Below are 13,293 nucleotides of genomic sequence, written 5' to 3' on the forward strand. Positions count from 1 at the left end.
TGCTGTTGCTCTGGCCCTTACATCCTTTTCGATGACGAAGTCAGCGGTCTTTTGATCTGCGCTTTTGATCTTGATCTTGATCTGAAATCGCCCCGTCAAACACGATGGCCGGAATCTGACAGTGATTTGGGGGGTAAACCGGCAGGGATGCCGGTTTAGCCGCGCTGGGCCAAGGATGGCCCATCGCGGCGGCCCCCCAAATCACTGGCGGATTGCGGGCATGCCGAGCCACAGCGAGGCACCGAGTGTTGGGGCGAAGACCTTTTGCTTACTTTTGGGTCTTTCCAAAAGTGAGCCGCCGTAAGGGCGGAACCCTAAGTGGCCGTTACCGCAGCAACGGATATGTACACAACAGCATCTAAGTCACCGACCCCGCCGACTGACCCACCGCAATCTCAAGCATACACACTCGGATTAACCAGATTGTCCGGCCGCTCCCCACCCAGCGCCATCAGCAAATTTTCCACCGCGCAAGCGGCCATCGCCTCCCGCGTCTCGTGGGTCGCCGAACCGATATGCGGTGTAGCCACCACATTGTTCAAGCGCAACAACGGCGAGTCATGACTCAACGGCTCGCGCTCAAACACATCCAACCCCGCCGCCCGAATCGTGCGTTGTTGCAGCGCCTCAACCAGCGCCGCCTCATCCACCACCTTGCCACGCGAGATATTGATAAAAATCGTCTCCGGCCCCATCAACGCAAACTCACGCGCGCCAATCAGCTTTTCGGTTTCAGCCGTGAGTGGCAAGGTCAGGCACACAAAGTCAGCCTGCTGCAACAACTCCGGCAAGCTACGAAACTGCGCCCCAAAGCGCTCCTCTACCCGCGGTTTTGGCGAATGACTGTGGTAAATCACCGGCATACCAAAACCGAAATGCCCACGCTGAGCCAGGGCTTCGCCGATGCGCCCCATGCCGATAATGCCCAGGGTCTTGCCATGCACATCGGTGCCAAAATGCGCCGGGCCGATGTTCTTGCTCCACTGCCCGGCACGCACCATATCGGCCAGCTCGACCACCCGGCGAGCGGTGGCCAGGATCAGCGCGAAGCCGGTATCCGCCGTGGTTTCGGTAAGCACATCCGGCGTGTTGCTGAGCAGGATGCCGCGTTGGGTCAGGTAGTCGATGTCGTAGTTGTCGACGCCCACCGACACACTGGCCACCGCTTCGAGCTTGGGCGCCAGGTCGAGCAGCCTGGCATCCAGGCGCAGGCTGGCACCCAACAAACCATGGGCACCAGGCAAGGCGTCACGCAGCCTGGCCAGGCCGGGTTCATCGAGGGCGTCAATCAGGGTCACGTCGACGTGTTCGTGCAGGCGGGCCATCAATGGCGCGGAGAGTTTTTTGTACAGGACCACAGACTTTTTCATGAGGTTTTTACCTTCAACTCCAGGGTTGGCACCGGCACGCGATCACTGGCGCCGGGCTTGAGGAAAATCGTCAGCACCACGGCAAACATCAGCGCACCGCTCATCAGCAAGTACGAGGCGCCGGGTGAGCCGGTGCTGCTATTGAGGTAACCGACCAGGTACGACCCGCCGAACGAGCCCAGCGCGCCCATGCTGTTGATCAGCGCCATGGCGCCGCCAGCGACGTTGGCCGGGAGGATTTCCGGGACGATGGCAAAGAACGGACCATAGGGCGCATACATGCAGGCCCCGGCGATGACCAGCAGGGTGTAGGACCACCAGAAGTGCTCAGCGCCGAGCGCGTAGGACGCGTAAAACGCGATAGAGGCGATCAGCAGCGGCGGCCACACAAAACGTTTACGCTTTTGCAGCTTGTCCGAGCCCCACGACACCGCCAGCATGCCGATCACCGCTGCCAGGTACGGCAGCGCCGACAGCCAACCGGCTTCGACCATGTCCATCTGCAAGCCGGCCTTGAGGATCGACGGCAGCCACAACACGAAGCCATACACACCGATGCTCCAGCAAAAAAACTGCAGCGCCAGGATGATCACCTTGGGCGAACGAAAGGCTTCGGCGTAGTTCTTCACCGCCTTGATCCCGACCTGTTCGGCGGCCAGGGCGCTTTGCAGGTCTTGTTTATGCTGCTCGCTCAGCCACTTGGCGTCGGCGGGTTTTTCATCCGCCAGCTTCCACCAGATAAACGCCCAGATCACCGCCGGCAGGCCTTCGATGATAAACATCCAGCGCCAGCTGAAGTGCTGCACCAGATAGCCCGAGACCACCGACATCCACATCATGGTGACCGGGTTGCCGAGGATCAGGAAGGTGTTGGCCCGTGAGCGTTCGGCACGGGTAAACCAGTGGCACAGGTACACCAGCATCGCCGGCATCACCGCGGCTTCGACCACGCCGAGCATGAAGCGAATGGCGATCAGCATATAAGCGTTGGACACCACGCCGGTCAGCGTGGCCAGGCTGCCCCACAGAATCAGGCTGACGAAAATCAGCTTTTTAACGCTGCGTTTTTGCGCGTAGATCGCACCTGGCACCTGGAAGAAAAAGTAGCCGAGAAAAAACAGCGCGCCCAGTAACGACGACATGCCGGGGGTGATCATCAGGTCTTCGGCCATGCCGGAGGCCGCGGCGAAGCCGTAGTTGGCCCGATCCAGATACGCCAGGCTGTAGGTGATGAACACGATAGGCATGATGTACCACCAGCGACGGGTGGCGAGTTTCACAGTTTCCATGGGGTTGCTCCTGAGCTTGTTGTAGTTGTGGCAACAGGGAGTGGGTCATGCAACAGATCGGGTGGGTAATTCAGAGCGGGTGGGCAAACCCTCCATATCACCCCGGCTTTGCACGGCGCGGCTGCCGATCCAGTTGCCGCGCTGTACTGCCTCGGGGAAGCTCAGGTTTTCGAGCAGGGCGCTGATCATGCCGACGGCAAAACCATCACCGGCACCCACGGTATCCACGACGGTTTCCACCGGCACGGCGGCAATAAAGCCTTGGTCCATGTGGGTGCGGTAGTAGGCGCCGTCCGCGCCCAGCTTGATTGCCACGGCTTCGGCGCCCTGGTCGAGGTAGAACGCGGCGATGTCGGCCGGGTCGTCAAAGCCGGTGAGCAGGCGGCCTTCGCCCAGGCCCGGCAACACCCAATCAGCCAGGGCGGCGAGGGCGTTGATCTCGCCGACCATCTGCGCTTGGCTGGCCCACAACGACGGGCGCAGGTTCGGGTCGAACGACACGCTGCGCCCGGCCTTGCGCATCTGCGTCATCAGTTCCACGGACAGCTCGCGGGTGGCCGCGGACAAGGCGGGCGGGATGCCGGTGGCGTGCAGGTGACGCGCTTGCAGCAAGGCGGGGCTGATCGCGGCAATCGACAAGTGGCTGGCCGCCGAGCCTTTACGGAAGTACTCCACCTGCGGGTCGGCGCCGGCTTCTTCGCGGGACTTGAATTGAAAGCCGGTCGGGTGCAGCGGGTCGACCGCCACATGCCGACAATCCAGGCCTTCGTTCTTCAGCGTGTCGACCACAAAGCGCCCCAGGGAATCGTCGCCGACACGGCTTAGCCACGTCACATTGAAACCCAGGCGCGACAGGCCGATGGCGACATTGCTGTCGGCCCCGGCAATGCGCTTGTGAAACTGCGCCACCTGGGCCAGGTCGCCGGTCTGTTCGGCGACAAACATCGCCATGGTTTCACCAAACGAAAGGATATCGATCTCAGACATGGGCATTCTCCGCGCGGGGCTGGCCAAGGAGGGCGAGGGCGGCGACCTGCTGTGCGGTGACTGCAACCAGGTCATCGCCTTGCAACGGGAATTCCACGGCCCGGGTAATACCTTGAGTCATATGTTTGAGCAGTTGTTCCCACAGATGCAGGTCGGTAGCGCCGGGCGGCAAGGCCACCAGCTTGCCGTCCGGGCGACGCGCCACGGCCTTGCAGTGCAGGTAATCCACATGGCGGCCCAACAGCCGCGCGGCAGTGAGCGCGGATTGGTCCTGCCACTGCCAGTTGCCGATGTCGAAGGTCATTTTCACCGGCAAGCCCAGGCGTTCCACCTCAGTGAAGAAGCGTTGCATCGGCTCGATGCGCCCACCGTGCAGGGTCTGGTCGTTCTCCACCAGGAGTTTGACTGGGTGGCGGTTGAGCAGGGCGTGCAGGCTTTGCAGGTCGTTGGTGTCGGTGAAATAACCGAGGGAAACCTTCAGCCAGCGCGAGCCAAAGGCTTGGGCGCGGTCCAGGGTTGCACTGAGTTCAGCGTTGGGCTGGGCGCGCCCGGCGATCCAAAGTTCTAGGGGCGATGAGTACACCGATTCCAGGCCGTTTTCGGCAGCGGCCTGGGCGAGGTCGGTGGGTTGTTCGGTGGTCAGCAGTTCTTCGCGCCACTCGATGCGCTGGGCGCCGGCGGCACTGAGCAGTTCGACAAAACGCAATTGGCCAAGCGTGCGTACCAGGTCGGCACCGTAGCTGGATAGGCTGATGGAAACGGGGTATTTATGCATTGTTATGTACCTCTGAAACCGGTTTCATTTTTATACGAAAAACCAATGTGGGAGCTGGCTTGCCTGCGATGGCGGTGTGTCAGGCGACTACGGCTTCGCCTGACAGACCGCCATCGCAGGCAAGCCAGCTCCCACAAGGGATTGGGTGGAGCCACGGACGATCAGTTCGGGCAAAAAATCCAGGGTACGCGGTGGTGCGTCATCGCCGCGCAAGCGTTTAAGCAGGCAGTCAAAGGCGCTGGCGCCAATCGCGTCGGTGGGTTGGGCGAGGGCGGTGATGCCGTTGCCCACCAGCGGGTACCAGTCGAGGTCATCCAGGGCAATCAGGCCGAAGTCATCAAAGAGGTTGCGGCCCAGCGCTTTGAGCGCATGGGTGCAGGCCAGCGCAGCCACGCCATTGGCGCAGAACAACGCCTTGGGGCCTGGCTTGGCGAGGAAGCTGTGCAGGTGGTTTGCCAGCGTGCCATCGAGTTCCAGCACGGCGCCGGTCAACCCTGGGCGTGCCGCAATCTCGGCATTGAAACTCGCCTGACGCTCCAGACGTGAACTGGTGCCATCGGCCTTTTCGCTCACCAGCAACAGGTCGCGATAACCCTGCTGTGCCAGGTGCTGCACGGCAACACGCACCGCCGCAGGGTTATCCAGGCCGACCATATCGCTGTGCAACGGCTCGACCTTGCGGTCCACCAGCACCAGGGGCATTTCGCGCTGCAACTCCAGCAGTTGGTCAAGGTGGTGGCCAAGGGTGTTCACGATCAACCCTTCGATGTTGTACGAACGCAGCGCCGCAAGGTGCTGGCGCTCTTGCTCGTCATCGCGGTCGGTGTTGCACACCACCAGGCTGTAGCCATGCTGGCGGCAGGCGGTTTCGACGCCGTGCATCACGGCAATGGAGTAGGGGTTGCGGATATCGGCCACCAGCATGCCGATCAGGCGCGTGCGGCCGCGTTTCAAACCGCGCGCCATCTGGTTGGGGCGGTAACCGAGTTCGCTGATCGCCTGTTCGATGCGCAAGGCAATGGCGTCGGAGAGCAGGGCGCGGTCCTCGCCGATAAAGCGCGACACGCTGGCTTTGGACACGCCGGCGCGTTCGGCGACGTCGAGCATGGTCACGCGGCTGCGCTGGGCGGCGGAAAAAGGAGTCACGGTGGCAGGCCTTTCTTATTGGAGGTGGTGACGTTCTGAAACCGGTTTCAGGAGACCTCATTCACGAAACAACGTCAAGTGTCATTCAGCGCGCGGCAAGCGCTCATTCGCGCGTGCAACCGACGAATGGCGGTAAGACCTGTTAGTTCTGACAGTATCGGGAAGTTACTAACGGGTATTCAATCAACGTCACAGCCTTCAATAAAAACCAGTGACCGGCGCAATGTTGCTGTTACGGAGAATGATATGAGCCCCCCCCCAACTAATAGCAATGTTCAAACCAATAGCGCCACAGGTTTGCCCGACGGCACAGTTGTGACCGCCGTGCCTCAAGCCCCCTTGCCAATCGTTGAGGGACGATTGGCAAGTGGTGTGATTCCAAAACGCTTATTGGATGATGATCTTCTCGTATGGATACCCGGCCCATGGATTGAACTGACCAAGCCGGGGGCCGTTGATTATATTGTTCATGTTTTGCATCAGGAGGGATTAGCGCTGCCTGTTTACGTTGAACCGATACCGGTCGTGGGAGAGTTGTTTCCCGGCGACTTTCCACTGCCGACGTATATTCCTAGCAGTTTGCTGATGAATGACGGTGTCTTCAATCTTTCTTATCGCATACACATTGACCAGCCCGACGCACCGGTGGCCAATTTCTCGCCCCCAGTCAGGATTATTATCGACCGCAGTGCGCCGGGTAAAGGCGAGGTGCTTAAGGCGCCGGTGTTTTCAAGTGCAGTTATTACTAATCCTGATCTGGATAATAATTTGACACTGGATGTCGTGGTGCCGGGCGATTATAAGGTTCGCGCCACGCTTGACGAAATATTTCTGTGGTTTATGAGCAGCAATTCAAATCCGACTGGCTTACCGATTCACGTTGAAAAAATAGTTGCTATTGCAGGCGCAATTATTTTGAAGGTGCTGGTGTCGGAATTTCGCAAGTTTTCAGGTGCGCAAGAATTGTTTGCGGTGTACCGGGTCAAGGATGAGGGGGGTAACATCAGTCAACTTTCCACGCCCGGAAGTGTCTTGCTGAGTCTAACGCCACTGCCCGGCAATTTGCCCGTGCCTACGGTGCCTGCGTTTGATTTTGATCAACTCATCAAACGTGACGATGCGCGTAATATCGTCTCGTTTGGCATCAGCAGCTACACCAATTTTATACCTGGGGATCTCTGTATCCCTGAATTGGCGGGTGTTAAACTTCCGCCGATACCTGTCACTTCATTTCCGTTTACCGGAACCTTGACCTGGCAGCAGCTGATTGCCAACGGCTCCGACCTGCAGCGAAAGGACAAGGTGCCGTTTCGCTATTACATTAGACGTGCTTCCGACACGGTGGGCCCTGGGACGCTGTCTCCGCTGAAATTGCTCAATATGGATTTCACGGTATTCGGCCGCGATCACAATCAGGCGCCAGCGTTACTTAACCCACTGTTGGACTTGGCCAATCTCTATGGCGCGGTGTCCAATACAGCCAATAAACTGGACAGTCGCGACAGTATCGACGCTGTCAGAGTGGAAGCGCGCCTGTCCGGTAACCCGCAAGTCGGTGACATGTTGTTGCTGTACTGGCCGGGGCAGGCAGCGCCGGTGGCAACCTATACCGTCAAGTTGGGTGACACCGCTGGCGCCCTTATCGTTTTTGACAATCGCATTAGCTGGTCGATCATACAGGGCGGTGGTAATACGACTGCCCCCGTGTATTACGTGAGCACCAACGGCGTTAACGAGCAACAATCGGGTAATCAAAGTGTTGTCGTAACCATCACGCCGCCTATAAGTTTTCCAAAACCCACGTTCCCTCAAAATATAAATCATCCTAATAAAATTATTAGTTGCACACCTGGCTTTGGCCCCGACGGCAAATCGATCCCGCTTCCCTGGGAGGTATTTCAGATTCAGGTGACGCCCGGAGTCGGTATAGCCCCAGGGGATGTGTGTACGCTGTCGTTCCAGGGGTACGCTAATTACCCGGATCGCAACCCGATAGCGTCGACAGCTCTTATCCTGAGTCATACGTGGGGCGTCAATCAAATGTCCCATACTTTTGAAATTACAGATTATCAAAACATAATCAAACCGCTGAGGGACTATGCCGGCGCCTCTGCGAAATATAGTGTTTTTCGAAACCACGGATTAAAAGGCGTATCGAAAGTCGGGTATGTGCAAGTTGACCTTAAATATCCGACTGGGAAGTATTGTGGGCCGGCCTAGCGTTGCATAAACCCATTCATGAAGATCGAAGTGTAGGTGGCAGTGAGGTAAGTGGCGTGAGGGCTTCAGTATCCAGAGGTCCCTGGTCGTTTGGTTTTATTCGGTAAAAATATAATTGCGGATGGAGAATAGGACATGATCGGTAAAAAAATTACGGTAAAGGCAGATCCCAGCCCTGGAGCAGTTGCTCCCGAAATCCAAGGAGTAGACCCTGTAACAGGGTATATTTCAGCGGCTGACGGGAACAAGCCTGTGGTGTTGATCATCACTTCCGGCCCAGGTTCAGACGCGGGTGACTGGGCTCTAGTCTATCGAAGAGACGTCATTAATGACTTGCCTGACTCATGGACGTTAGTGGCTCAAGTGCAATTTGTAATCAACGCCCCAGGTGACAAATTTTCGGCGAGTATTCCTGTCGTTACGAGCTCGGGAGTGCAGCAGTCGGGTGATTTTCAAGTACGTTTTGACTTGCACCAGAATGAGGGGGCGGATCCAACTATTCCAGGCTCCGTAGACAGGCCTGGTTCTCTCGGCCAGTCCTCACCCATTTCGACGTATAAAATAGACTTGGATCCACCCTATTTAAGGGTTCAGCCACCTGCGCCGCAATACACGGGGGCCTTTCCGCCGGGCCAGGTTATTAGTCTGGCACAACTGACGCAGTTCAATTTGCCATTCTCTATTCCTGACAACGTAACGACGGGCCTCGGGGCTTGGAAGCCAGGAGATGAGCTGACCTTCTTCTATAACCACGGCACCCCCGTGACAGCCACAGAAGTAGCCCGACAGACTCCACCCCGGCCCATGGCCCAAACCGGCAACATGCTGACAGTGCTCGCCAATGAGATTACGCAAGGGGGGCCGTGCTTCTTTACTTACCAAATCAGGGACTCGCAGGGCAATGCAAGTTTGGTCTCTGCGCCTTCGATTACCTTCACTATCGCGCTGGATCCGGCACCCGAAAATTTACAGCCGATTATCATTCACCAGGCGCCAGACCTCGTTGATGACTTGGTCACTATTGAAGACTTGAAATCAGGCCCAACGGGCGAAATACCGACCTATACGAACGTTGACACTACCAAGGACGAGTATCGGGTTCGATACAACAATGGAGCTTGGAGCCCATGGTCTCGCGTTCTCTCGGTTCCAATCACGTTGGATCAGGCCTTTCTGAGCCCCCTGGCTGTAGCGGACTATGCCAATGCAAAAGGTCCGAAATCGGTCGGTATCGCCTATGAAATACGCAAAAATGGTGACACTTTCCCTGGCCCGACCACGCCGTTCAGAGTGGACTTTAGTGTGACGGGGCCGAGCAATCCGGGAATACCAGGCAGTATCAATACCCGACTGATTCCTGCATCGTTCCTTGGGACCGACGCGGCGGCACCGAACATAATGGAGTTTGCACAGGCTGGCAAGCCGGTCACCGTTACGGTCGAGTTATGGCGAACCTCTGACCCTGCTGAACTGCCGGCGCCAGGCATGTTTCTTATCCTTGTCAACCCTGACGGTACGTTCATCGCGCCCGCTAAGGAAATAAGCAATGAGATACCTGGAGACTTTGTCACCTGGGACATCGACTGGAGTGTCTTTCAAAAACTGGGCAATGGCAAACATAACATCAGCTATGTCGTATCACCAACGGCAACGCCAACGTCTGCCACTAACCTCAATCGCGCGTTACCTAGAGAGGTTGAAGTGCGGGATGCGGTAACTACACCCCTGCCGGCGGCTAAATATGTCAATGCGACGGGGGGGGCGTTTGCTCAATGGGCCTGCCAAGCGTTAGTAGCACCGGCGCCGACAAACTGGGAAGGCAGGGTAGCTGTGGATCCGGACCCGAGAATGGTGGTTGGTCAGCTACTGACCTTGGTACTGCAGGTGTTCAGACCTCGCACGGGCACACCTCGGCTTTTTGACCAAACGCAAAGTTTCAACGTACTCGTTACCCCTACCATTAGAGATAACGGCCATATCTTCCGGATTCCCTACGCGGGTTTCCTTGAACATGCCCAAGTAGGGCGTGCGGAGGCGACTTACACCGTGCCGCTGAACAACGGCACGCTGGGGCGTGGTACCGCGGGCGTTAACGTACGTACGACGTTGAGTTTCACACGGTGCGATAACGTGGGACCAATCATCGTCCCTTAGAGGCGTCATTGATACGCTGCAGGGTTCCCCTCTCACTCTGAGAGGGGGTTTCCCTGACAGTGCCCTACCGATTGGATGACCCAAAGTGCTGCCTACTTACCAATAGGTTGCAGATTAATCCTACATAAGAGTGAGTGTTTAATACTTACTCTACGTGCCGCACAGGTAAGGCGTCACTTTCAGGAAGTGAGCCGAACCGCTTTTGTAGGCCTTACCAAAAGAGTGATTGACCATGTCGGCACTGAACACGTTCGAACTCAAACCCTTGAGTGCAATGATGAAAGTCCCCACCATTACATTCTGTTTGTTTGCCGCGATGCAGGGGCAAGCTCAGGCGGTTGTGATAGGTAGCGGTGAGCAAAGAACCATTGACGCAACTGAGCAAACAACGGATTGGCAATTGTCGGGCCAATCAGCGTTGACGATGAACCGTGCAACAGCCACCACGATCAACCTTTCAAATTCCACGTTGAACATGAACAGCGGCAGTATGGCGAATAGTGTACATGCTGTGCAGGGCTCCACAGTAAACATGGACGCTGCACGTGTTACTTCGAGCGATTCCCTATACGGCGCCGTGCGGCTGGACAGCAGTAAGGCGGTTATTAATAACAGTACCCTCACCAATACCAGCGGCGTAGGGTTGCAGGCGTTTGGTTTTGTAGGCACTTCGAGCGGCTCGTCCGCTGAGGTCAGCAACTCTACGATCAGTGGCGCTATCGGCGGTGCGGAAGCATTCACCGGCAGTCAGTTACACTTTAAACAAAACTCGCTGGTGCAGGGCACGGGAGTAGGGGCCTTTGGGCTCTCCCTCGCAGGTGCCACGGCGACTGCCACGCAAAGTACTATCATCGGCAATGGTCATGGCGTGTCGTTCACCCGTAATCGGGGGGACCTGACGGATGGCAAACTGGTTTTGGACCAGTCCGTGGTTGAGGGTCGCAGCGGTTCGGCCATCTCGGTCAGGGGCACGCCAAATCGAGTGCCAGTGGTGTCTATCGATGTACTCAACGGTTCTACGTTGAAAGGCGGTAATGGCAATCTACTGTCGGTGTCTGGCGGTGCCACGGCAACGATGAATGTGGATAACAGCCGAAACCTGGCCGGTAATGTAATCGCCGATGCCACCAGCACCGTGCATTTGAACCTGCAAAACAACGCCGAGCTGACGGGCCAGTTGCAGAACGTCTCCACCCTGAGCGTAGGCAATGCTTCCAACTGGAACATGACCGGTGACAGCCAGGTGGGCGCACTGAACATGGCCGGTGGTACGGTGACCATGGGCGCGGCGAATGAGTTTTACCAACTGAACCTTCAGACGCTTTCGGGTAACGGCACCTTTGTCATGGGCACCGATTTCGACCAAGGCAAAACCGACTTTATCAATGTCACCGGCGAAGCCACGGGCAACCACAGCCTGGCACTCGCAGCCAGCGGCAGCGAACTGGTCAAAACCCAGGTTGTGCACACCGGCGGCGGTGACGCGGCGTTCTCCCTGGAGGGCGGCCCGGTCGACATGGGTGCCTATGCCTATAACCTGAAACAGGAAGGCAATGACTGGTTTCTGGACACGCAAACCCGTGTGATCAGCCGCAGTGCCCGCGTGGTGACGGCATTGTTCAACACCCCGGTGACCATCATGACCGCCGAAGAGGGCTCATTGCGCCAACGTATGGGTGAGTTGCGTTACTCGAAAAGCACCGGTCTTTGGGTCCGTGGTATCGGCAGTCAATATGATGTGTCCCAGAGTTCGGGCACCGGCTACTCGCAGAACCTGCGAGGTTTTTCCATCGGTGCTGATACGCCGCTGGGCGACAGCCAATGGAAGGTGGGTGTATTTGGCGGCCACAGTAACTCTGACGTAAACCCGGCTCGCGGCGCTGCCGGTACCGTCAAGAGCTACTTCCTGGGTACCTATGCCACCTGGATGGACGAAGAAAGCGGTTTCTATTTTGATGCCGTGGCCAAAGCCAACCGGTTCCAGAACCAGGCCAAGGCAACACTCAGTGACAACACGTCGACCAAGGGTGGCTACCACAACGTAGGCGGTGGTGTATCGGCTGAACTCGGCCGTCATATCAAGTTCGGTGAGAGTTCCTTTATTGAACCTTACGGCCGACTGTCGACCATTGTGGTCCAGGGTGGCACGTACAGCCTGAAAAAGGGTTTGCAAGTGGACGGTGAGCGCACCCGCTCAAGGACCGCCGAGGCCGGTGCGACCGTTGGTCATGAGTTCCAACTCGATGATGGCACGCTGATCAAGCCTTACCTGCGTGCGGCAATGGTCCACGAGTTTGCCAACAACAATAAGGTCACGGTCAACAACCAGACCTTCAACAATGATTTGTCGGGCTCGCGCACCAAGTACGGTGCCGGTGTGGCGGTGTCGTTTACCCAGGACCTGCAGGCGCATGTCGACCTGGAGACCAGCACCAGTGACAAAATCAAGCAAAAAGCCGCTGTCAATGTTGGCCTGCGTTATGCGTTCTAAATAAACCGGCGCCCTATAAAGCCCTGATCGAAAGATCAGGGCTTTTTTTTTGAACGCAAAAGCGCTTTTCAATAGCCTTTTTCGGTTAGATCAGGATTGCCGCCATATCAGGGTTCAACTGAACAGCCCGGCAGCAATATTGATCGAGAAGCCCAGAATCGCCGTATTGAACAGAAACCCAATCAACGACTGGCCCAAAACGACTTTGCGCATTGCGCGTGTAGCAACCCCCACATCCGCGGTTTGCACCGCCACGCCGATGGTGAACGAGAAGTACAGGAAGTCCCAGTAATTGGGGTTACGCAGCCCCTCGGCAAACCGCAGCGCCGGCTCGTCGCCTTCCCAGGTGTAGAACAGGCGGGCGTAATGCACGCTGAAAATCACCCCGGTCAGCAACCATGAACCAATCACCGTCATGCCGGTAAAACCGTAGTGCAGCAGGCGCGCCGTGCTGTCCAGGTCTTTGCTGCCTACCAGGTTGACTGTGATGGTAGCCAGGCTGGCTATCGCGGCAATGCACACCATGAACAGCACCAGCCCGGCGTTTTCATCCTCGATCTCGGCGATGCGTTTTACGTCATCGGCACGTGAGCGGCTGGTAAGCCACAGCATCAGCGCCAGGTAGGTCCAGACCCCGGCGTTCCAGCCAATCAGGATTTTGCTGATCAGCGTATCGGCCGGCGCCAGGATGCCCACGGCAAGGCCAAGGACGGCGGCGGATGAGAGGCGAGGGTGGGTGCGGGCGAGGAAGGCCATAGGTGCTCACAACAGGGGAGGTTGTGAGCACCTTATGTTGCGCTGCTGCAAGCTACAAGGTGCAAGCGGCAAGCGGCAAGCGGCAAGCGGCAAGCTGCAAGCTGC

10 protein-coding genes are annotated in these 13,293 nt (G+C 57.4%); 3 read left to right on the forward strand and 7 right to left on the reverse strand.

Going from position 1 to position 13,293, the window contains the following annotated elements; genetic code table 11:
- Window positions 1–395 precede the first annotated feature (395 nt).
- From AOA62_RS07025 to AOA62_RS07045, 5 genes are all read right to left on the reverse strand, one after another.
- Window positions 396–1,370 carry an NAD(P)-dependent oxidoreductase gene (locus AOA62_RS07025; protein WP_099548225.1) on the reverse strand — a complete coding sequence of 325 codons (975 nt, stop codon included), beginning with the start codon at window positions 1,368–1,370 and terminating at the stop codon, window positions 396–398.
- The gene (locus tag AOA62_RS07030; RefSeq protein ID WP_056859255.1) at window positions 1,367–2,659 is read right to left on the reverse strand and encodes an MFS transporter; all 1,293 of its coding nucleotides are present in this window, start codon (window positions 2,657–2,659) and stop codon (window positions 1,367–1,369) included. Before AOA62_RS07030 ends, AOA62_RS07025 begins: the two co-directional genes overlap by 4 nt.
- Before the next feature lie 45 nt (window positions 2,660–2,704).
- Window positions 2,705–3,646, reverse strand: coding sequence for a sugar kinase (locus tag AOA62_RS07035; protein WP_099548227.1), 942 nt, complete (start codon window positions 3,644–3,646; stop codon window positions 2,705–2,707).
- Window positions 3,639–4,421, reverse strand: coding sequence for a sugar phosphate isomerase/epimerase (locus AOA62_RS07040; RefSeq protein ID WP_099548228.1), 783 nt, complete (start codon window positions 4,419–4,421; stop codon window positions 3,639–3,641). Before AOA62_RS07040 ends, AOA62_RS07035 begins: the two co-directional genes overlap by 8 nt.
- Window positions 4,422–4,508: 87 nt before the next feature.
- Complete coding sequence (locus tag AOA62_RS07045; RefSeq protein ID WP_099548230.1) at window positions 4,509–5,567, reverse strand: LacI family DNA-binding transcriptional regulator; 1,059 nt, start codon at window positions 5,565–5,567, stop codon at window positions 4,509–4,511.
- Between the two features lie 246 nt (window positions 5,568–5,813).
- Here AOA62_RS07045 and AOA62_RS07050 point away from each other — a divergent pair, with 246 nt between their 5' ends.
- Window positions 5,814–7,787, forward strand: coding sequence for a hypothetical protein (locus tag AOA62_RS07050; protein WP_099548231.1), 1,974 nt, complete (start codon window positions 5,814–5,816; stop codon window positions 7,785–7,787).
- A 135-nt stretch (window positions 7,788–7,922) separates the two neighbouring features.
- Window positions 7,923–9,941 carry a hypothetical protein gene (locus AOA62_RS07055; RefSeq protein WP_099548233.1) on the forward strand — a complete coding sequence of 673 codons (2,019 nt, stop codon included), beginning with the start codon at window positions 7,923–7,925 and terminating at the stop codon, window positions 9,939–9,941.
- A gap of 150 nt (window positions 9,942–10,091) precedes the next feature.
- Here AOA62_RS07055 and AOA62_RS31745 read toward each other — a convergent pair whose 3' ends face one another.
- Window positions 10,092–10,232 carry a hypothetical protein gene (locus AOA62_RS31745; RefSeq protein ID WP_158235122.1) on the reverse strand — a complete coding sequence of 47 codons (141 nt, stop codon included), beginning with the start codon at window positions 10,230–10,232 and terminating at the stop codon, window positions 10,092–10,094.
- Between the two features lie 241 nt (window positions 10,233–10,473).
- On the opposite strand from AOA62_RS31745, the gene AOA62_RS07060 reads away from it, so the two are divergent.
- Window positions 10,474–12,432 (forward strand): autotransporter outer membrane beta-barrel domain-containing protein, encoded by a 1,959-nt coding sequence (locus tag AOA62_RS07060; protein ID WP_099548235.1) that lies wholly within the window; start codon window positions 10,474–10,476, stop codon window positions 12,430–12,432.
- 114 nt (window positions 12,433–12,546) lie between these two features.
- Here the strand turns inward: AOA62_RS07060 and AOA62_RS07065 are convergent, their stop codons facing one another.
- A complete protein-coding gene (locus AOA62_RS07065; protein ID WP_017135030.1) occupies window positions 12,547–13,188 on the reverse strand; it encodes a DUF1345 domain-containing protein in 642 nt (213 codons plus the stop codon).
- Between the last annotated feature and the right edge of the window lie 105 nt (window positions 13,189–13,293).

Source organism: Pseudomonas sp. 2995-3, from assembly GCF_002742565.1.
Taxonomy (GTDB): Bacteria; Pseudomonadota; Gammaproteobacteria; order Pseudomonadales; family Pseudomonadaceae; genus Aquipseudomonas; species Aquipseudomonas edaphica.